The sequence below is a fragment of the Novosphingobium sp. BL-S-34 genome (assembly GCF_056857015.1).
In genome coordinates this window covers 1,541,093-1,560,155 of sequence record NZ_CM166472.1, presented here as the reverse complement: position 1 = coordinate 1,560,155, position 19,063 = coordinate 1,541,093, and the positions used below count along the sequence as shown (strand labels likewise).

Sequence of the window (19,063 nt, the reverse complement as noted above, 5' to 3'; positions counted from 1 at the left end):
GAGAAAGCCTTGCGCGTTCACGCGAAAGCCCTGCTCGTCCCTTCGCTCTTGCTGCCATTCCTGCTCGGCGCCTGCGACAAGGCCGCGCCGCCCGCGCCTGACCGGACGCAGAGCGCCGTCGATGCGCCGCCGCCGATTCCGGCCATGGGCCCGGAGCGGCCGATCCTCGCCTTCGGGGATTCGCTGCTGGCAGGCTATGGCCTGGACGACGGCGAAAGCTACCCGGACCGGCTGGAACAGGCGCTGCGCGTGCGGGGCGTCAACGCGAAGATCGCCAATGCCGGGGTTTCCGGCGATACCACCGCGGCGGGTCTGGAACGGCTCAATTTCACGCTGGAAAGCCAGTCTCCCAAGCCGGAGCTGGCCATCGTCAGCCTGGGCGGCAACGACATGCTGCGCTCGCTGCCCCCGGCGGAGACGCGCAGGAACCTCGAGGAAATCCTGAAGCGCCTGAAGGGCGACAATATCCGCGTGGTCCTGCTCGGCATGATGGCGGCGCCCAATCTGGGCAAGGATTATGCCGCGACCTTCAACCCGATCTATCCGCAACTCGCGCAGAAATACGGGGCGACGCTGGTGCCGTTCTTTCTCCAGCCGGTGATCGACAAGCCGGACCTGATGCAGAAGGACCACGTCCATCCCACTGCGCTGGGCATCGATGCCATCGTCAGCGCGACGGTGGACGACGTGGTGGATGCCTTGCCGAAGCAGGGCGGCTGACGATACCCGCAGCGCAAGGGGCGGGGGGCTATCCCAGCAGGGGCTAACCCAGCCGGTGCACCGCGCCCGAACGCACTTCCCAGACGGCGGCCTCCCCGGCGATGGCGTCGAAAGGGGCGAGTTCGGTACCGGTCAGCCAGACTTGCGCCGAGCCCGCGCGCAGGCGGTCGAACAGGGCTTCGCGGCGCACGGGGTCGAGGTGGGCGGCGACTTCGTCCAGCAGCAGCAGACGGGGACGCTGTTCGGCCCCGGTTTCCAGCAGCTGCGAATGGGCCAGCGTAATCGCGATCAGCATCGCTTTCTGCTCGCCGGTGGAGCATTCGGCGGCGGCCTGGCCCTTGCCCGGTCCTTTGCCGGCCATGGTCACCAGGATCTCGTCGCGATGCGGGCCGGTCAAAGTGCGCTGCGCGGCGCGTTCGCGGGCGCGGCCTTCGCGCAGGGCACGGGCGAGGCCCTCGGAAGAGATCGGTCCACCCGGCTGATAGGCCAGCGAAGGACGCGCGAAAGGCGAATCGGGCAGGGCGGCAAGGGTCTGCTCCAGTCGCTCGACCAGTTCGGCGCGGGCGGCGGCGACCATCGATCCGGATTCCGCCAGTTGCAGCTCGATTGCGTCCAGCCAGCGCGGATCGGGCGGCATGTCGTCCGAGAGCAGGCGATTGCGTTCGCGCAGCGCGTTTTCCAGCCGGGTGGCATGGCTGGCGTGGTCCGGCCGCACGGCGAGCACCATCCGGTCGAGGAAACGCCGCCGGGCACCGGCCCCTTCCACGAAAAGCCGGTCCATGGCCGGGGTCAGCCAGCCGATCGACATCCATTCCGCCAAGCGCACGGCCGGAGCTTCGGCGCCGTTGATCTGGACCAGGCGGCGGCCGGGACGCTCGGGCAGGACGCCGGTTCCCAGCTGCACCGGCTCCTCGTCCGCCACGAGCAGGGCCGCGCTCACCGCGAAGCCGCCGTCGAAATCCTGCCCCGGCATGTCGGCAAGCCCGGCACGGCGAAGACCGCGGCCAGGCGAAAGCAGCGAGATCGCCTCCAGCACATTGGTCTTGCCCGCGCCGTTCTCCCCCACCAGCAGGTTGAACTGCGCCGTGCCTTCCACCGCGGTCTCGCGGTGGTTGCGGAAACGGGACAGGAGGATGCGATCGAGCATGGTCGCCGGCGGGCCTACCGGCGCGGGCCGGTCATGCCAAGCGGGAGGCGCGGTTTATTCGGAGCCTTTATTCGGCCTGTGCCGCCGCCCTGCGGGTCTTGGCGAAAGGAGAGAAGTTCACGTTGCTGTCGAACACATCCACGCCTTCGCGCCGCTTCAGCCAGCCGACGACCAGGTACGTCACCGGGGTGAGCACCACTTCCCAGCCGGTCTTGATCAGCCACTGGGTCAGCGCGAGCAAGGCGATCGAGTGCGGGGTGAAGCCGGCCACGCCGAGGAAGGCGAGGGGGTAGAACAGCGCGCTGTCCACGCCTTCGCCGAAGATCGTCGAGCCGATCGTGCGGGTCCAGAGATGCTTGCCCTGGGTCATGACCTTCATGCGCGCCAAGACGAAGGAATTCACGAACTCCCCGGCCCAGAAGGCGCAGACGGAGGCGAAGACGATGCGCGGGGTCTGGCCGAAGATCGCGTAGTAGGCCGCCTGGTTCGGTGCGGTCACCTGCTTGCCGGCAACGGTGTAGGTCGCGGAGGCGAGCGCCCAATCCGGGCTGGCAGGAATTTCCACCACGACCACGCTCATCACCACCATGAACAGCAGCGCGAAGAAGCCCGTCCAGATGCAGCGCCGGGCATTGGCATAGCCGTAGACCTCCGTCAGCACGTCGCCGATGATGTAGGAGACCGGGAAGAACAGCACGCCCGCGCCGAACGTGACCGGGCCGATGACGGGGAAGGAGACTTCCGCCTGCTTGGCTGCGCCGATCAGGTTGGAGAGCAGCAGGATGACCACGAAAGCCACCAGCATATAGTCGAAATAGCGGAAATGACGCCGAGCGCCGGCCATCCCGTCGATACGCGAGAGGCCCGCGTCGGAAAATGCGGGGCTGGAAGAGGCTGGGCTGGAAAGGTCTGCTTCGCTCATCGGCTGTGCGTAACCTGCCGCCGCAACGGGGCAAAGCACAAGTTGCGTCCATAGCGCGGTTTGCCTCTGCGGCGAACCGCGCTATGGGGAGCGCGACGCGCGCCCGTAGCTCAGCTGGATAGAGCACGAGCCTTCTAAGCTTGGGGTCACAGGTTCGAACCCTGTCGGGCGCGCCAATTGCTCCCTCTTCACGCATGCATTGCCGGGGTCAGGCCGGTACCAGGGGAGCGTTCTCAAGTTTTTGTGCGTCCACGGTGCATTCCGGGGGCTTTTGCCGCGCGGCCTGCCGCCCTAGAGAGGGCGGCATGAACCGCCTTCTCGCCCGCCTGAACCTCGACCCCTATCTTCTCATGCTGCTTGCGACCGTCGGCCTGGCCTCGGTACTGCCGGCGCGCGGCATCTGGGCGGGCATTGCCGGCGGCGTTGCCGACGCGGCCATCGCGCTGTTGTTCTTCCTGCATGGCGCCAAGCTTTCGCGGGAAGCGATCCTCGACGGCGCGCGGGCGTGGAAGCTGCACCTGACCGTGGCGAGCCTGACGTTCGTGATCTTCCCGCTGTTGGGTCTGGGCATCCGGGCCATTCCCGGCCTGGAGCCTTCCCTGGCGACCGGCGTGCTGTTCCTGACGTTGCTGCCCTCCACCGTGCAGTCCTCGATCGCCTTCACGGCCATTGCGGGCGGGAATGTGGCGGCGGCCGTGTGCAGCGCCTCGTTCTCGAACCTGGCGGGCATCTTCATCACGCCGGTGCTGACGGCGCTGCTTATCACCGGCAAGGCGCAAGGTTTCTCCACCGACCCGATCGTCTCGATCTCGCTGCAGCTCCTTCTTCCCTTCGTGGCAGGACACTTGCTGCGGCCGTGGATCGGCGGCTTCGTGCAGCGGCACAAGAGGATGCTGGGCTACACCGATCGCGGCTCGATCCTGCTGGTGGTCTATACCGCTTTCGGCGCCGCGGTGCTCGACGGGCTGTGGCAGAAGGTGACGCTGGGCGAACTGGCCCTGATCGCGCTGCTGTCACTGGCCCTGCTCGCCGCGATCATGGTGATCGGCAACCTGCTGGGCCGGATGCTGGGCTTTTCGCACGAGGACCGGGTGGTGATCCTGTTCTGCGGCTCCAAGAAGAGCCTGGCCACCGGCGTTCCGCTCGCGGGCGTGCTGTTCCCGGCCGCCCAGGTCGGCGCGATCATCCTGCCGCTGATGTTCTTCCACCAGATCCAGCTCATGGTCTGCGCCGTGCTCGCCCGGAGACTGGCGGCGCAAGGGCAGGAAGAAAAGCGCGGCGTCGAGGCTCCGGCCTGAGGCGATTTAAGGGTTGATCAACCGGTTTGCGCCATAACCGGATGATGAACCGCCCCTTCCTGCAGCGCCGATCCAGACGACAGCCGATCTCGCTGGCAGCACAATGCCGCACTGCCAATGGCTTGCGTGACGAGGGCGAGATTTCGGACATCACGGCAGAGGGCTGCTGCGTGGCGACGACGGGGCTGCTTTTCCGCGTGGGCATGCGCGTGGTGATTCGTCCGCAGGCGTTGGAAGGGCTGACCGGCATCATCCGCTGGATCAGCGGAGACTGCGCCGGCGTCGAGTTCGACCGCCCGCTCCACGGGCCGGTGGTGGACCATCTGGTGCGCCTGCACGCCACTTTCACGCCGGAGTGGCGCGCCGTCGGCTAACCGCCGCTTTTACCCTCGCCGCCCTTTTCCGACTGTCTCTCTTCAAACGGGCAGGCCATCACCTTTTCGCCGGGGCGGTATTTCCCGGCGGCGCGGCCAATCTCCTCGCCAGCGTCCCGCACCCACGTATCCTCCCGGCAAAGACATGCGCGGCGAAAAGCCGGCACTTCGCCATCCGGGAGAGAACCATGGCCCATGCAGCCGGCAACACGCCGGATATTCCCAACCACCCCAAGGCCGTCCGAATGGGCGTGATCGCGGGGGTTTCGCATAATCTGGTGATCGGCACCGTGATGGGGTCCTTCGGCATCCTGCTGGCGTCGGTCGAGCAGCGCCTGGGCGTCAGCGCAGAGGCGGCGGCGGCGGGGATTCCGCTGGTCCTGGTCGGCTCGTCGATACTCGCGCCTTTCGTGGGCGTGCTGATCGCGAAAGTCTCGCTGCGGCTGCTCCTGCTGGTGGGCGCGCTGCTGACGGTGGGCGGCTATCTGCTGCTGGCCTTCACGCAGAGCTATGCGCTCTACCTCGTCGCCTACGGCCTGTTCTTTGGCCCCGCCCTGAGCCTGGCTGGATCGGTGGGCCCGGCCACCCTGGTGACGCGCTGGTTCCATCGCAATCGCGGACTGGCGCTGGGCGTGGTGCACTTGCCGGTGGTGATCGCGATCATGCCCTGGCTGCTCCACGAGACGCTCGACGGCGTGGCGCCCACCACCATCTACCTTGCGATCGGACTGGTGGCCGCAGCGGTCATGATCCCGCTCAGCCTGATGACCATCGACCATCCTCCCAGCGGGGAGACCGCCGCGCCCGCGGCCGGCAGCCGGCGCACGTCGGACGGCTCGCTCAGCGTGGCGCAGCTTCTTGCCAGGCCGCGCTTCTGGGCGCTGTGTCTTGCGGGAATCGCCAGCATGACGAGTTCGGTGATGCTGGGTTCGCTGCTGGTGCCCATGGGCGAATCCTGGGGCTTCACCCGGGCCGAGTCGGCGCAGCTCCAGTCGATCATGTCGCTGGCCGGGATCGCCGGATCGGTGATGTTCGGCTGGATTGCCGACAAGCTGGGCGGCGGTCGCTCTCTGGCGCTGATCGGCTTCGATTGCGCGCTGCTGTGGCTGGTCCTGCTGCTGCACCCGCCCTTTGCCATGACCGCGGTGGTGGTGGCGCTGATCGGCATGCACGGCGTGGGCGCGATCCCGACGCTGGGCCGCGGCTTGTCAGACAGCTTCGGCCAGGCCAGCTACAGCCGGGGCTTCGGGCTTAACACGCTGATCGGGCTGCCGTTCATCGCTTCGGCGGTGATCGGTTCGGCCAAGGCCTTCACACTTACCGGCAGCTACGATGCCGCGATCAAGGGCATGGTGGTGTTCTTCGCACTCGCGGTCGCTTTCGGGCTCTACGGAGCGACCGGCCCGAAAGTCGAAGGCCCGCGCGCCTCGCTGGAATCCGAGCCGGAGCTGGCCTGAGCCTGCCTGAACCCGGCTTCTGGCCGATCGCGGATCAGCCGCGGTCGGCAGCGGCCTTGAGTTGCCCGCGCACCGGATAGCCGTGGCCGTCGGGGATCATCAGCCATTCCTCGCCCTCGATCGTCTCGATCCGGGGGTGGATGCGCTCCACGGGATGGCGCTGGATATCGGCTAGCGCCTCCGCGTGACTGGCAAAGCGGGCAAGGCGCTCCAGATTGCGGCGGGTGGGAAAGATCACCGCGATCTCGCCGCGCGCAGTCATGTCCAGCGCCTGCGCCGCGCTCGTCCAGAACAGGCGGGTATTCTCCGTGGCATCGACCGTGACGTCCACCGCGCCGGTGCCGAGGTCGGTGACGAAGAAGCGCGTGTCGAAGCCCTTGTCCCACGGCGGACACCAGTGCGCGTAGAGCACGAGGCGTTCGGGGGCGAGGTCCCAGCCGAAATGTTCCAGCACCGGCGCCAGCGTGCCGCGTTCCAGCAGGAGCAGGCGGCCCTGAGCGGCTTCCTCGGCACTGACGGGCCGGTGCGTGGCGACCATCAACCCCGTCTCTTCCAGGGTTTCGCGAATGGCGGCGATGCGCGCGGAGGCGAGTTCGATGGGTTCTGAGGGCAGGAGCGCGGCGGCCAGTTCGCGGTCGGCCGGGTCGACGCGGCCGCCGGGAAACACCGCGGCCCCTCCGGCGAAACGCATTTCGCGGGCGCGCTGGACCATCAGCAGTTCCGGTGGGCCGCCGTCGGCCGCGTTGCGGAAGATCACCAGGGTCGCTGCCGGCACCACTTTGGGGCCATCTGCCGGCATCGGATCATTGCTGGGAGCATAGAGAGTCATGCCCGCGAGTTTGCGTGCCCTAGGCGGAGAGGCAAGCGGAATTGTCATGCCGGCCTTGCGCGACGATCCGGCTGAAAACTGTCGGGCGGCTTTACACTTGCAGGGTTCCTGGAAGGCGCGGGTGCATGGCCATTGGCGGAAACCCGGGAGATTTGCCATTTGGCACGGCTCATGCTTATAGGATAACGTACCCTCGAGTAGTCTCGAACGAGACGGGGCCGAATGTCTCCCGGCCCCGTCTCCCCGAGCCCTCCACCCCCCGAAATCGCCCCTCCGAAGTTTGCACGCCCCAGGCGGGGTGCATCTGCATCTGCGAAGGGAGGGCGCGCACGAAAAAGCGCCCGGAGTTGCCCCCGGGCGCCTTTGCATTCGATCGATCCGGGATCAGCCCTGGGTGGCGAGGCCGGTATCGATGAAGAGCTGGTGCAGTTCGCCAGCCTCGTACATTTCCATCATGATGTCGCTGCCGCCGACGAATTCGCCCTTTACGTAGAGCTGCGGGATCGTCGGCCATTCCGAATAGGCCTTGATGCCCTGGCGGATGTCCATGTCCTGCAGCACGTCGACGCTCTCGTAAGGCGCGCCGAGCTGTTCGAGGATGGCGATCGCGCGGCTGGAGAAGCCGCACTGCGGGAACAGCGGGGTGCCCTTCATGAACAGGACGATGTCGTTGTTCTTTACAATCTCGTCGATGCGCGCGTTGACGTCGGACATTTCAATAAACCTTCAGACTAGACCATGAACGTATCATGTTCTGCGTTTCTTTTGTTCGCCGCATTTTCCGGGCCGTCGGGTGATTTCACCTGACTTGAAAATGCTCCGATGCCGGCTTCAGTTGGGGACGGCGGTGGTGAGTTGCAAGGCGTGGAGCACGCCGCCCATGCGGCCGCCCAGGGCTTCGTAGACCATCTTGTGCTGGGCAACGCGGGGCTTGCCCGCGAAAGCGGCGCTGGTGACGCGCGCGGCATAGTGGTCGCCGTCACCGGCAAGATCCGTGATCTCGACCGATGCGTCGGGCAGGGCGGTGCGGATCATGGCTTCGATTTCGCTGGCGGACATGGCCATGGCCTGGTTCCTTTCGTTCGGCTCTTGGCCGGGGCATCTTCAGGCCGGACCGGAATGTCCGGCGCGGCCCGAAAACGACTGTTCAGCCCAGGAAGGCGCGGCGCGCCTCGACCTGCTTGGCTTCGAGTGCGGTGCGGATTTCGTTTTCGGACGCGTCCACACCGGCAGCAATGAGATCGCCCAGCAGCTTGCGGATCACGTCCTCGTCGCCGGCTTCCTCGAAGTCGGCCTGGACGACGGCCTTGGCGTAAGCCTCGGTCTCGGCGGAAGAAAGCCCCATGCGCACGGCGGCCCATTCGCCCAGCAGGCGGTTGCGGCGCGCCTGGATGCGGAACTGGGTGTCTGCGTCATGCACGAACTTGGCCTCTTCGGCGCGTTCGCGGTCCTGGAAACTCGTCATCGGATAACCTCGATCTAGGGCTTATCCTGCCGATAGGGCGCGAAGCGGGTCGGGGCAATGGCGATTTGCGCTGCGTCGTCCCGGACCGGGTCCGGGACGACAGCCGGTTCAGGCGCTCGCCGGAGTCTTCGCCAGGAACGGCAGGTCGCTGCGCGCCCTGGCCTCGTGGGCCGAGATGGCATCGCCCTGCGCCATGGTCAGGCCGACTTCGTCGAGCCCGCCCAGCAGGCAGTGCTTGCGGAACGGGTCGATCTCGAAACCGTAGCGATCCTGGAAGCGCGTGGTTACGGTCTGGGTTTCCAGGTCGATGTCGATCGGATCGGTCTGCGCCACTTCCATCAGCCGGTCGATCGCCGCCTGCGGCAGCGCCACGGTGAGGATGCCGTTCTTGAAGGCATTGCCCGAGAAGATGTCCGAGAAGCTCGGCGCGATCACGCAGGTCACGCCCATGTCGAGCAGCGCCCAGGCGGCATGTTCGCGGCTGGAGCCGCAACCGAAGTTGTCGCCCGCGATCAGGATCGGCGCGCCTGCGAACTCGGGGTCCGCAAAGACGTTGTCCGGTTCCTTCTTCACCGCCTCGAACGCGCCCTTGCCAAGGCCTTCGCGGGTGATGGTCTTGAGCCAGTGGGCCGGGATGATGACGTCGGTGTCGACGTTCTTGCGGCCGAACGGGATGGCCCGTCCGGCGACGTGGGAAATGGCCTGCATCAGTCGGTCTCGGGCGCCTGTTCGGGGTGCAGCGGCTTTTCGTTCGCGCGGGCCTTGCGGCGCTTCACGAAGAGCAGGGCCGCGGCGATCGCGGCCGAGCCGATGGCGGCACCGGCTGCCAGAGCGGCGCGGCCGGCGAGGTTGTTTTCGGAATCGTTGGACATGTCGTTCTTATCCTACCAGTTCGCGCACATCGGTGAGCTTGCCGGTCACCGCGGCGGCGGCGGCCATGGCCGGGCTCATCAGGTGGGTACGGCTGCCGGGGCCTTGGCGGCCGGTGAAGTTGCGGTTGCTGGTCGAGGCGCAGCGTTCGCCTGCCGGCACCTTGTCGGGGTTCATGGCGAGGCAGGCCGAGCAGCCCGGTTCGCGCCATTCCAGCCCCGCTTCGATGATGATCCTGTCGAGCCCTTCAGCCTCGGCCTGGGCCTTCACCAGGCCCGAGCCGGGGACGACGATCGCCCACTTCACGTTGTCCGCCTTGTGGCGGCCCTTGAGCACGGCGGCGGCGGCGCGGATATCCTCGATGCGGCTGTTGGTGCACGAGCCGATGAAGACGTTCTGCACTTCCACTTCGGTGAGGCGGGTGCCGGGGGTGAGGCCCATGTAGTCGAGGCTGACCTTCACCGCGTCACGCTTGGAGGCGTCGGCGAAGTCTTCCGGCGCGGGAACGACGCCGCCGATGGCCGACGTGTCCTCGGGGCTGGTGCCCCAGGTGACGGTCGGCTGGATATCCTCGGCGCGGATCGAGACGGTCTTGTCGAACGTCGCGCCTTCGTCGGTCGCCAGGTTCTTCCACCAGGCCAGGGCCTTGTCCCAGTCATCGCCCTGCGGGGCGTAGGGGCGGCCTTCGACATAAGCGAACGTGGTCTCGTCCGGAGCGATCAGGCCGGCGCGGGCGCCGCCCTCGATCGCCATGTTGCAGACGGTCAGGCGGCCTTCGACGGACATCTCCTCGAAGACGTTGCCGCGGAACTCGATCACGTAGCCGGTGCCGCCGGCCGTGCCGATCACGCCGATGATGTGGAGCACCACATCCTTGGGAGTGATGCCCGCGCCCAGCTTGCCGTCGACGCGGACTTCGAAGCTCTTCGACTGCTTGAGCAGCAGGGTCTGCGTGGCGAGGACATGTTCGACCTCGCTGGTGCCGATGCCGAAGGCCAGCGCGCCGATGCCGCCGTGGCAGGCCGTATGGCTGTCACCGCAGACGATGGTGGCCCCGGGGAGCGAGAAGCCCTGCTCGGGGCCGACGACGTGGACGATGCCCTGCTCGGCATCGGTGGCGTCGATATAGCGAATGCCGAATTCCGGCGCATTTCTCTTGAGCGCGGCCAGCTGCTGCGCGCTTTCGGGGTCGGCGATGGGCAACACATGCCCCTGCGCATCCTTGCGCGCGGTGGTCGGCAGGTTGTGGTCGGGAACCGCAAGGGTAAGATCGGGGCGCCGCACCGGGCGGCCGGCCACGCGTAGGCTTTCGAAGGCCTGCGGGCTCGTCACTTCGTGGACGAGGTGCCGGTCGATATAGATGAGGCTGGTTCCGTCGTCTCGCGTGTCGACGACGTGGGCGTCCCAGATCTTCTGGTAGAGGGTGCGCGGTTTCGTGGTCATGGTGAAAGCGCGATTAGGCCCGCCCGCCCCGCAATTCAAGGGGAACGGGCGTGCCTTTTCGCGCAACATTATTCGCTAAGCGGTCAACCGGGGCTTCTCGCCCCGGCTGCCTGCGCGTCGCGGTCCTCAGCGGCGATGGCCGTTGCGGTCGTTGCGTTCGGCATGGAGCGCGGCGTGGACGCGGTCGATCCGGCCCTGCAGGGTCTGCATCTCGCGCGGGCTCAGGCCGCCGCGGGCGTAAGTCGAATGGAGGCGCTGGATCTGGACGGCGTCGTTGCGCAGGCCGGTGGCTTCACGCTGGCTGATCGTGCGGCGGGCGGCGGCGCGGTCGATCTCGCCGCGCAGTCCGGCGATGTCCGAGCGGATCTTCGCTTCGCGATTGGGCGTGATGCGCGCGGCTTCGCGGTGCGGCGCGGCCGCTTCGGCAATGCCCGGCGCGACGGCCGAGAAGCCCAGGGCCGCGACGAGGGCGGGAGCGATGAAACGGGTGATCTTGCGCATGGGACTTTCCTTCTTTTTCCGGGATTTGTTCCGTGCATTCAGATTTAGAAGTCTCAACATGAACGGCAGAAGACTCACCGGTCACAGTCCTGTCGGCATTTGTAACTAAGTGTCGCAGCCGCGAGACTGTAGACGGCCTCTGCGACCCGACGGGAGAGGCCGCCTGAAAGATAAGGAATGCAGGGCAGCCGCACCGGCCCCGCGCCGCTGCGGCTGCATCTGCATTCCAAACTTTCCCCGCCTGGCTGGCCGCCGCGCGGCACATTCTGCCGACACCGTCATTTGACCATGCTCGGCACCTGACAAGGCGCAGCCAAGCGACTAGAACGCGGATCATGTCGTTTCTCTCCGCCGCCCTGATCGTGCTCGCTTCTGCCGCAGCGATGGAATTCGTCGCCTGGGCGAGCCATAAGTACATCATGCATGGGTTCGGCTGGGCCTGGCACCGCGACCATCACGAGCCGCACGACAACCTCCTCGAAAGGAACGATCTCTACGCGCTGGTCGGCGCGGCGATCAGCATTTCGATGTTTGCGCTGGGTTCGCCGCTGGTCATGGGCGCCGGGGCATGGGCGCCGGGAACCTGGATCGGGCTGGGCGTACTGCTCTACGGCGTGATCTATACGCTGATCCACGACGGTCTCGTCCATCAGCGCTATTTCCGATGGGTGCCCAAGCGCGGCTATGCCAAGCGGTTGGTCCAGGCGCACAAGCTGCACCATGCGACCATCGGCAAGGAGGGCGGGGTGAGCTTCGGCTTCGTGATCGCGCGCGATCCAGCCGTGCTGAAGCAGGAACTGCGCCGCCAGCGCCAGCAGGGAATCGCCGTGCTGCGGGACGCGGTGGAGTAGCGCTGCGAGCCCCTCTTCCCGGATCAAGTCGGGGGCGACGTCGTGGCTATTCCGCGCGCGTCCAGATCCAGGGGCCGATCACCAGCAGCACTCCGGCCGGGATCAGCACCCAGGGCCAGCCCACCGTGAACCATGTGAAGGGTATCGAAGCGCTCATCGCCAGGATCGCGGAGACCTTGCCCTTGCGGCTGATCGCGCGCCGGTCGCGCCAATCGCGCAAGTGGCGACCGTGGGTAGGGTGGTTGTAGAGCCGCTCGGCCCATTCGGGATGGCTCTTGCCGAAGCACCAGGCCGCCAGCAGGTAGAACACCACGGTCGGCATGACCGGGAGGAAGATGCCGATCGTTCCAAGCGCGACGAAGAACAGCCCCGCTGCCATCCAGAGCGGGCGGCTGGCCTTCTTCAAGTGGTGCTGCCTGCGTTCTGTCCGGAGGCGTAGCGGGCGGCCGTCTCGCGGATCAGCGCGATCATGTTCGGCACGCCCTGCGTCCGGTTGGACGAGAGCTGGTTCTTGAGGTCGAACGGCGCCAGGGCGGCGGCGATGTCGGTTTCGGCGACTTCGGCGGCGGGGCGGTCCTGCACGGCGGCGATCACCAGAGAGACGATGCCCTTGGTGATGGCCGCATTGCTGTCTGCCAGGAAGTGCAGCGTGCCGTCCTCCCGCGCCATCGGATAGACCCAGACGCTGGCCGAGCAGCCGCGCACCTTGGTGGCGTCCGTCTTCAGCGCGTCGGGCATGGGATCGAGTTCGGCGCCAAGGCCGATCAGCAGGCGATAGCGTTCATCGCCTTCGGAAAACTCGTATTCTTCGCGGATGTCGTCGAGGCTGCGCATCTCTCGCCATTTAAGCGCGGCACGGGGGAGGGCAAGGGGAAGTTGCCTCACGTCGCGGTTCCTGTCAGGGATTTGCCCATGAGTGCACATCCTTTCTACGCCCTGCACGAACACGGCTTCGTGCGCGTCGCCGCCTCCACGCCCAAGGTCCGCACTGCCGATGTCGCCTTCAATCGCGACGCCGTGCTGGCAGAGGCGCAGCGCGCGCATGAGGCGCATGTCGACCTGGTGGTCTTCCCGGAACTTTGCATCTCCTCCTACGCGATCGACGACCTGCACTTGCAGGGCGCGATGATCGAGGCGGTGGAAGCGGCCGTGGCGGAGATCGTGCGGGCAAGCGCCGATCTCTCCCCCGTGCTGCTGGTCGGCGCGGCGCTGCCCAACAAGGGGCGGCTTTACAACTGCGCGCTCGCCATCGCGCATGGACGGCTGCTGGGCGTGGTGCCCAAGTCCTACCTGCCCAACTACCGCGAGTTCTACGAAAAGCGCTGGTTCGCCAGTGGCAAGACCATCAAGGGCCAGACCATCCGCGTGAACGGGCAGGACGTGCCCTTCGGCGTCGATCTCGTCTTCGCGTCCGAAGTGCTGCCGAACTTCCGCTTCGCCGTGGAGATCTGCGAGGATATCTGGGCCGCCACCCCGCCAAGCTCGCTGGGCGCGCTGGCCGGGGCGGCGATCCTGTGCAACCTCTCCGCCTCCAACATCGTGATCGGCAAGTCGGACGAACGGCATCTGCTCTGCCGCTCGCAGTCCGCCCGCGCGACGGCGGCCTACATCTATTCCGCTGCCGGGCATGGCGAGAGCACGACCGACCTGGCGTGGGACGGGCAGGGCATCGTCTACGAACTGGGCGACCTGCTGGCAGAGAGCGAGCGCTTCTCGCTGGAAGCGGAACTCTGCATCGCCGATGTCGATGTCGACCGCATCATGATGGACCGTATCCGCGTACCCACGTTCAACGACGCGGGTGAAGTGGCAGGCCGGCCGGACGAGACTTTCCGCACCGTGCCTTTCCGCCATGCCCCGGCGGGCGGCGATATCGGCCTGATCCGTCCGGTCTCGCGCTTCCCCTTCGTGCCCTCGCGCGCCGACAAGCTCGATGCCGACTGCTACGAGGCGTTCAACATTCAGGTGGGCGGGTTGATGCGCCGCATCGAGGCGACGGGCGCCAGGTCGATGGTCATCGGCATCTCGGGCGGCCTCGATTCGACTCACGCGCTGATCGTTGCCGCGCGCGCCTGCGACCGGCTGGGCCTGCCGCGCACGTTCATTCGCGGCTACACGATGCCCGGTTTCGCCACCAGCGAGGGCACCAAGTCCAACGCCTGGACGCTGATGAAGGCCGTGGGCATCCACGCCGAAGAGATCGACATTCGCCCCGCCGCCACGACGATGCTCAAGGATATCGGCCATGCCTTCTCGAATGGCGAGCCGGTCTACGATGTGACGTTCGAGAACGTGCAGGCGGGCCTGCGCACCGATTACCTGTTCCGCCTGGCCAACCAGAACGACGGCTTCGTGATCGGCACCGGCGACCTCTCCGAACTGGCGCTGGGCTGGTGCACGTACGGCGTCGGCGACCAGATGAGCCACTACACGGTCAACGCCGGCGTGCCCAAGACGCTGATCCAATACCTGATCCGCTGGTGCGCCACGACCGACCAGTTCGGCGCAGAGACCGAAGAGGTGCTACTGGCGATTCTCGGCACCGAGATTTCGCCGGAACTCGTGCCAGCCGGGGCGGACGGCGCGATCCAGAGCACCGAGGCGAAGATCGGGCCTTACGAACTCAACGACTTCTTCCTGCACCACATCGTCCGCTTCGGGCAGAAGCCGTCGAAAGTGGCGTTCCTGGCGCTCCACGCTTGGCGCGAAGCGGCGGCGGGCACCTGGCCTGCGGGTTTCCCGGACGATCGCAAGAACGCGTACGACCTCGCCACGATCCGTTCCTGGCTGGAGAAGTTCCTGCGCCGGTTCTTCGCGTTCAGCCAGTTCAAGCGCTCCGCCGTGCCGAACGGGCCGAAGGTGTCCTCCGGCGGTGCGCTGTCTCCGCGCGGAGACTGGCGCGCGCCGTCAGATGCCAGCGCGGCGGTCTGGCTGGCGGAACTGGATGCGAAGGTGCCGTGAAAGAAGGCGTCGTCCCGGCCTTGATCCGGGACGACGTCATCTCAATCCCGCAGCGACTCGATTTCGCGTGCGAGGTCCTTTTCGCGGCGCTCGTCGGTGGCGATGCGTTCGAGCACGGCGATGCGCTTGCGCAACTTCTCGACTTCGGTTTCCAGTTCGTGCTCGCGCTCGCCATGGCCATCCAGCCGGAAGCCCGGCTTTTCTCCGCGCAGTTTCTGGGCACGGAGCCAGGTTACCGCGGCGATCGCGAAGATGACGACTACGGCAGTCCAGAAGCTCATTGGGTCACCTCGCGGCGGGCATCGTGGCGAGCCTCTCGCAGGCTCTCGATCTGACGGGCTACATCATAACCCTGATCCGTGACAATCCGCTCGACGCTGGCGAGGCGGTCCTTGATCGCGCCGATCTCTGCGCGAAGCTGGGCGTTTTCCTGGGTGATCAACTGGACACGGGCCTGCGCTTCGGCGTCGTCCTTGGGATAGACGGCCTTGCCCCAGGAATTCTCCAGCGGATAGCCGTGGCGCATGCGCAGCCAGTTGTTGAAGATCCAGCCGCCGATGCCCAGCGCAGTGGCCGTGACCAGGACGGGCATGAGCATTTCGAGCGTTGAGTAATCCATGTTCGTCGGCCCCCCGTCAGTTCGCGCGCGGCTCGCCGTCCGGGGCGCGCAGCGATTCGATCTGGCGCGCGGTGTCCCAGGCGCCGTCGGTGATGATGGTTTCCAGCACGCGCAGGCGGTTCTCGATCGCGGCATTGGGGGCGGCGTGGCGGGCGGCCCTTTCGGCCGTTTGCCCCGCCGCGATCTCCAGCTTGCGTTCGAGGAAGGCGAGGCGGCGCTTGTAGGCCCCGGCCAGGATCGCCGCTATCGCGACCATCCCGCCCATGAAGGTGGCCAGCCCGACGAAGTCCCCGAAGCTCATTGGCGGGTCGCCTTGTCCTCGGGGGTCTTTTCCGTCTCGCGAACGTCGCGCAGGGCCTCGATCTGGAGTGCGGTGTCATAGCCGCCGTCAGTGATGATCCGTTCGAGCACCCGCACGCGCTCTTCCAGCTCGCGGGAGTGGGAGGCGTATTGCGCGGCCTTTTCGGCGGTGGCCGTCACCTGCAGTTCGGCCATGCGGCGCTGGTGCCGGGTCCAGATCGCGAAGCCCGCAATCATGAACGGGGCCAGCGGGATGAGGAGGGCGAGAGTGTGAGAATCCATCTTGGGCTAATCCCTGTTTACCCGGTGTTGGCAGCCTGCGTATCAGCGCAGACTGTCGATTTCGGCGGCGAGGCGCGAATTGCTGCTGGTGTAGTGCGCTTCCATCTCGGCGACGCGGCGGTCGATGTCCGAAAGTTCGCTGCGCAGGCGGCCGGAACGGTTTGCGGACTCGCGGTTTGGTGCCGAGCGCATCAGGTTGTGTCCGAAGCCCTGGCGATTTCGGCGGCGTTCCATGCGGCGCAGCAGGCGCTCTTCCTCGTCTTCGCTGTAGAGGCTCATCGGCCGCTTGTCCGCCATGAGGGCGACGGCGATGTAGATCGGGATCGTCACGAAGGAGACGAAGAAGGTCAGCAGCACGGCTGCGATGCGAATCCAGAGCGTGTCGACGCCGGTATAGTCCGCAATGCCGGAGCAGACGCCGGCCAGCTTGGCGTTCGACTTGTCGAGATAGAATTGTCCGCGTGACACTGGTTGTTCCCTTTCCCTCGGGCTGCCCGGCGTGGATCCGGGCTTGCCCGTTATGACAGTGGTCGGGTCGGCAGACCCGGGTTCCCGGTCATGGCCCTTCGCGGGCGGCATGTACGTTTCGGCAAGGCACCTGCCGGGATGTCAGGTGTGCCGCTGTCATTCCGGCGTCGACTGGCCTGCGGTCGGCTGGCCTGCGGTCGATTGGCCATTCCCCATCGCGCGCTTCATCTCGGCGAGTTCGGCGTCGATCGTATCGCCGTCCTGCAAGGCGGCGATTTCCTCGGCGAGCGTCGGCTGGCGGCTGTCGCCCAGGCTCATCGCCTCGGCACGGCCTTCGGCATAATCGACGCGCCGCTCGAGCTGGTCGAAGCGCACCAGGGCCTCGTCCACGCGCTCGCTCGACAGCAAGGTCCGCAGTTTGACGCGATTCTCGGCGCTCTGCAAGCGAGCGGCGATCGAGGATTGGCGGCTGCGGGCCTCGCGCAGGCGGTTCTGCAGCTTTTCGATGTCCTCCTCGTAAGCGCGCAGGGCGTCGTCGAGCACGGCGATCTCGGCACGAAGCTGCTCGGCCATGTCGCCGGCCTTCTTCTTTTCGAGCAGGGCGGCGCGGGCCAGGTCCTCGCGGTCCTTGCTCAGCGCGAGCTGGGCCTTGTCGCCCCAGTCGTGCTGAAGCTGGTCCAGCTTGCCGACATGGCGGCGCAGTTCCTTCTGGTCGGCAATGGTGCGCGCGCTGCTGGTACGCACTTCGACGAGGGTTTCCTCCATCTCCAGGATGATGAGGCGGATCATCTTCCCGGGGTCTTCGGCCTTGTCCAACATGTCGTTGAAGTTGGCGGCGATGATGTCGCGGGTGCGGGAGAAGATACCCATCCTGGCGGTTCCTTTGATCGAGGTGGGATTGAACTTGCGGGCCTGGCTGAAGCGTGGCTCCCGGAAGAAGGAGCCTTCGCCCGAACCGGAGGCGGTGTCGAACGGGCGGGCGCGCCTTTCCTGAAAGCGAGGAGCGTCCTGCTCCGATGCTTGCAGGATTTCGATTTCCGCGTCGAGCCTGCTCACTGCAGCGGTGCTCCGCAAACGGGAGCGGCATGGGCCGGCGGGGCGATGCGGTCGCTCATGGCGAAGAGGTTCAGCGTGCCCATGGCGAGCACGGCAGCGATGATCGCCCAGTCGAGCTTGCTGCGTTCCCGCCCATTGGCCTGGAAGCCGGCCGGCTGCTTGCTCGGGTGGCTGCTGGCAACGATGCTGGCGTTCTGGAAGGACATCCTGGTGTTCCTCTGTCGGATCTCGTGAATTTGCCCATGTCATCGCAAGGGGCGTGCCAAACTCGAGAACATGCGGTTTTCTGCGATTTCAGACGCTTGGTGGGGGAGGGTGCAAAAGATGAATTGCCAATGAATGGTGAAATTCGCTAAGAGTTGGGAATGGAGCGAGACGTTCAGTTCATCGGTCAATCCACCGCCTTCCTCGACGCGGTGGAGCGCGCCAGTCGGGCCGCGGCGGTGCGGCGCCCGGTGCTGGTCATCGGTGAGCGCGGGACCGGCAAGGAACTGATCGCCCAGCGACTCCATCACCTCTCGCCGCGCTGGGGCGAGCCGCTGATCACCATGAACTGCGCCGCCTTGCCGGAAACGCTGATCGAAGCGGAGCTGTTCGGGCACGAGGCCGGGGCTTTCACCGGCGCGGTGCGGGCAAGGGCCGGCCGGTTCGAGGAAGCGGATCGGGGGACGCTGTTCCTCGACGAGCTGGGCACCCTGTCGATGGCCGCGCAGGAGCGGCTGCTTCGGGCCATCGAATATGGCGAGATCGCGCGAATCGGTGCCTCGCGCCCGGTGCAGGTCGACGTGCGCGTGGTTGCCGCCACCAATGCCGACCTGCCGCGCATGGCCGAGCAAGGCACGTTCCGCGCCGACCTGCTCGATCGCCTGAGTTTCGAGGTCATCAACCTGCCGCCGCTGCGGGCGCGGGAAGGCGATGTCTACGAACTGGCCGACTACTACGGGCGGCGCATGGCGAGCGAGCTGGAGTGGGATACCTGGCCCGGTTTCTCGCCGCAGGCCATGGCGGTGCTGGAGGCGCATGACTGGCCGGGCAATGTGCGCGAGCTGCGGAACGTGACGGAGCGGGCGGTCTATCGCTGGGCGAACGAACACGCGCCGATCGCCGAAATCGTCTTCGATCCTTTCGAGAACCCCTGGATGCCCGCCGCCGCTGCCGAGCCTTCCCCCACGCCGATTCCGGTGGCCGCCCTCCCGGCAAGGCCGGCGCCGGCTGCGCCCGTGGAAGCGGGCGCCGGGCTGCGGGCTTCGGTTGAGGCTTACGAACGCGGGCTATTGGTCGAGGCGCTCGACCGGCATCGCTGGAACCAGCGCCGCGCGGCGTCGGCTATGGGATTGTCCTATGACCAGTTGCGCCATTGCATGAAGAAGCACCGTCTGTCGGAAGGCGGGCAGGCACCCTCCGCGCCACCACCGGCCCAGTCACGGCCGCGAAATCTCGGTGAATAACAAGCATTAAGCGGCCGTTTAGGAAAGTCTGTCTGCCGTTTTGCTTTAATTT

The 19,063-nt window shown here is 66.5% G+C and carries 26 protein-coding genes and 1 tRNA gene; 8 read left to right on the top strand and 19 right to left on the bottom strand.

The window, feature by feature from the left end:
- The first annotated feature begins 9 nt into the window (after positions 1-9).
- Positions 10-720, top strand: a complete 711-nt coding sequence (locus tag AC1VV3_RS07380) for an arylesterase (protein ID WP_208324896.1) — start codon at positions 10-12, stop codon at positions 718-720.
- A gap of 43 nt (positions 721-763) precedes the next feature.
- On the opposite strand, the gene recF is transcribed toward AC1VV3_RS07380, so the two are convergent.
- Positions 764-1,867: a DNA replication/repair protein RecF gene (recF, locus tag AC1VV3_RS07375; protein ID WP_431567301.1), complete on the bottom strand. Its 1,104-nt coding sequence runs from the start codon at positions 1,865-1,867 to the stop codon at positions 764-766.
- Positions 1,868-1,934: 67 nt separating this feature from the next.
- Positions 1,935-2,789 carry a queuosine precursor transporter gene (locus AC1VV3_RS07370; protein WP_482961466.1) on the bottom strand — a complete coding sequence of 285 codons (855 nt, stop codon included), beginning with the start codon at positions 2,787-2,789 and terminating at the stop codon, positions 1,935-1,937.
- Positions 2,790-2,888: 99 nt separating this feature from the next.
- Here AC1VV3_RS07370 and AC1VV3_RS07365 point away from each other — a divergent pair.
- The 4 genes from AC1VV3_RS07365 to AC1VV3_RS07350 all read left to right on the top strand — a co-directional run bounded on the left by AC1VV3_RS07365 (position 2,889) and on the right by AC1VV3_RS07350 (position 5,918).
- Positions 2,889-2,965: transfer RNA gene (locus AC1VV3_RS07365), tRNA-Arg, on the top strand.
- Between the two features lie 129 nt (positions 2,966-3,094).
- Complete coding sequence (locus AC1VV3_RS07360; protein ID WP_431567299.1) at positions 3,095-4,087, top strand: bile acid:sodium symporter family protein; 993 nt, start codon at positions 3,095-3,097, stop codon at positions 4,085-4,087.
- Between the two features lie 44 nt (positions 4,088-4,131).
- On the top strand, positions 4,132-4,461 hold the full coding sequence (locus AC1VV3_RS07355) for a PilZ domain-containing protein (protein ID WP_243654163.1): 330 nt from the start codon (positions 4,132-4,134) through the stop codon (positions 4,459-4,461).
- Positions 4,462-4,649: 188 nt separating this feature from the next.
- Entirely contained in the window at positions 4,650-5,918 is a 1,269-nt protein-coding gene (locus AC1VV3_RS07350; protein WP_431567298.1) for an MFS transporter, read from the top strand.
- Positions 5,919-5,952: 34 nt separating this feature from the next.
- Here the strand turns inward: AC1VV3_RS07350 and AC1VV3_RS07345 are convergent, their stop codons facing one another.
- The 8 genes from AC1VV3_RS07345 to AC1VV3_RS07310 all read right to left on the bottom strand — a co-directional run bounded on the left by AC1VV3_RS07345 (position 5,953) and on the right by AC1VV3_RS07310 (position 11,026).
- Positions 5,953-6,747: an NUDIX hydrolase gene (locus AC1VV3_RS07345; RefSeq protein ID WP_132265024.1), complete on the bottom strand. Its 795-nt coding sequence runs from the start codon at positions 6,745-6,747 to the stop codon at positions 5,953-5,955.
- Positions 6,748-7,131: 384 nt separating this feature from the next.
- A complete protein-coding gene (gene grxD / locus AC1VV3_RS07340) occupies positions 7,132-7,461 on the bottom strand; it encodes a Grx4 family monothiol glutaredoxin (RefSeq protein ID WP_132265026.1) in 330 nt (109 codons plus the stop codon).
- A 117-nt stretch (positions 7,462-7,578) separates the two neighbouring features.
- Positions 7,579-7,812, bottom strand: a complete 234-nt coding sequence (locus AC1VV3_RS07335) for a BolA/IbaG family iron-sulfur metabolism protein (RefSeq protein ID WP_132265028.1) — start codon at positions 7,810-7,812, stop codon at positions 7,579-7,581.
- Between the two features lie 82 nt (positions 7,813-7,894).
- Positions 7,895-8,212, bottom strand: coding sequence for a DUF1476 domain-containing protein (locus AC1VV3_RS07330; RefSeq protein ID WP_132265030.1), 318 nt, complete (start codon positions 8,210-8,212; stop codon positions 7,895-7,897).
- 108 nt (positions 8,213-8,320) lie between these two features.
- Positions 8,321-8,920 carry a 3-isopropylmalate dehydratase small subunit gene (gene leuD, locus AC1VV3_RS07325; RefSeq protein ID WP_132265032.1) on the bottom strand — a complete coding sequence of 200 codons (600 nt, stop codon included), beginning with the start codon at positions 8,918-8,920 and terminating at the stop codon, positions 8,321-8,323.
- Entirely contained in the window at positions 8,920-9,084 is a 165-nt protein-coding gene (locus tag AC1VV3_RS07320; protein ID WP_165921371.1) for a hypothetical protein, read from the bottom strand. Before AC1VV3_RS07320 ends, leuD begins: the two co-directional genes overlap by 1 nt.
- A 7-nt stretch (positions 9,085-9,091) precedes the next feature.
- Positions 9,092-10,525, bottom strand: coding sequence for a 3-isopropylmalate dehydratase large subunit (gene leuC, locus AC1VV3_RS07315; RefSeq protein WP_132265034.1), 1,434 nt, complete (start codon positions 10,523-10,525; stop codon positions 9,092-9,094).
- A gap of 126 nt (positions 10,526-10,651) precedes the next feature.
- Positions 10,652-11,026, bottom strand: a complete 375-nt coding sequence (locus AC1VV3_RS07310) for a hypothetical protein (RefSeq protein WP_132265036.1) — start codon at positions 11,024-11,026, stop codon at positions 10,652-10,654.
- A gap of 335 nt (positions 11,027-11,361) precedes the next feature.
- Between AC1VV3_RS07310 and AC1VV3_RS07305 the strand changes: the two genes are divergently transcribed.
- Positions 11,362-11,877 carry a sterol desaturase family protein gene (locus AC1VV3_RS07305; protein ID WP_132265038.1) on the top strand — a complete coding sequence of 172 codons (516 nt, stop codon included), beginning with the start codon at positions 11,362-11,364 and terminating at the stop codon, positions 11,875-11,877.
- A 46-nt stretch (positions 11,878-11,923) separates the two neighbouring features.
- Here AC1VV3_RS07305 and AC1VV3_RS07300 read toward each other — a convergent pair whose 3' ends face one another.
- Both AC1VV3_RS07300 and AC1VV3_RS07295 read right to left on the bottom strand, forming a co-directional pair.
- The gene (locus AC1VV3_RS07300; protein WP_132265040.1) at positions 11,924-12,283 is read right to left on the bottom strand and encodes a YbaN family protein; all 360 of its coding nucleotides are present in this window, start codon (positions 12,281-12,283) and stop codon (positions 11,924-11,926) included.
- Positions 12,280-12,711, bottom strand: coding sequence for a SufE family protein (locus tag AC1VV3_RS07295; protein WP_132265355.1), 432 nt, complete (start codon positions 12,709-12,711; stop codon positions 12,280-12,282). Before AC1VV3_RS07295 ends, AC1VV3_RS07300 begins: the two co-directional genes overlap by 4 nt.
- A gap of 78 nt (positions 12,712-12,789) precedes the next feature.
- On the opposite strand from AC1VV3_RS07295, the gene AC1VV3_RS07290 reads away from it, so the two are divergent.
- A complete protein-coding gene (locus AC1VV3_RS07290; RefSeq protein ID WP_431568247.1) occupies positions 12,790-14,838 on the top strand; it encodes an NAD(+) synthase in 2,049 nt (682 codons plus the stop codon).
- A 41-nt stretch (positions 14,839-14,879) separates the two neighbouring features.
- On the opposite strand, the gene AC1VV3_RS07285 is transcribed toward AC1VV3_RS07290, so the two are convergent.
- The 7 genes from AC1VV3_RS07285 to AC1VV3_RS07255 all read right to left on the bottom strand — a co-directional run bounded on the left by AC1VV3_RS07285 (position 14,880) and on the right by AC1VV3_RS07255 (position 17,769).
- Positions 14,880-15,119 carry a hypothetical protein gene (locus tag AC1VV3_RS07285; protein WP_132265044.1) on the bottom strand — a complete coding sequence of 80 codons (240 nt, stop codon included), beginning with the start codon at positions 15,117-15,119 and terminating at the stop codon, positions 14,880-14,882.
- The gene (locus AC1VV3_RS07280) at positions 15,116-15,457 is read right to left on the bottom strand and encodes a hypothetical protein (protein ID WP_431568248.1); all 342 of its coding nucleotides are present in this window, start codon (positions 15,455-15,457) and stop codon (positions 15,116-15,118) included. The genes AC1VV3_RS07285 and AC1VV3_RS07280 overlap by 4 nt, the downstream gene beginning before the upstream one ends.
- A gap of 16 nt (positions 15,458-15,473) precedes the next feature.
- Entirely contained in the window at positions 15,474-15,758 is a 285-nt protein-coding gene (locus AC1VV3_RS07275; RefSeq protein ID WP_431568249.1) for a hypothetical protein, read from the bottom strand.
- Positions 15,755-16,039 (bottom strand): hypothetical protein, encoded by a 285-nt coding sequence (locus AC1VV3_RS07270; protein WP_431568250.1) that lies wholly within the window; start codon positions 16,037-16,039, stop codon positions 15,755-15,757. The genes AC1VV3_RS07275 and AC1VV3_RS07270 overlap by 4 nt, the downstream gene beginning before the upstream one ends.
- A 42-nt stretch (positions 16,040-16,081) precedes the next feature.
- Entirely contained in the window at positions 16,082-16,507 is a 426-nt protein-coding gene (locus AC1VV3_RS07265; protein WP_431568251.1) for a PspC domain-containing protein, read from the bottom strand.
- 156 nt (positions 16,508-16,663) lie between these two features.
- Positions 16,664-17,563, bottom strand: coding sequence for a phage shock protein PspA (gene pspA, locus AC1VV3_RS07260; RefSeq protein ID WP_243654164.1), 900 nt, complete (start codon positions 17,561-17,563; stop codon positions 16,664-16,666).
- Positions 17,560-17,769, bottom strand: a complete 210-nt coding sequence (locus tag AC1VV3_RS07255; RefSeq protein WP_132265054.1) for a hypothetical protein — start codon at positions 17,767-17,769, stop codon at positions 17,560-17,562. Before AC1VV3_RS07255 ends, pspA begins: the two co-directional genes overlap by 4 nt.
- Positions 17,770-17,928: 159 nt before the next feature.
- On the opposite strand from AC1VV3_RS07255, the gene pspF reads away from it, so the two are divergent.
- On the top strand, positions 17,929-19,011 hold the full coding sequence (gene pspF, locus AC1VV3_RS07250) for a phage shock protein operon transcriptional activator (RefSeq protein WP_431568252.1): 1,083 nt from the start codon (positions 17,929-17,931) through the stop codon (positions 19,009-19,011).
- Positions 19,012-19,063 lie beyond the last annotated feature (52 nt).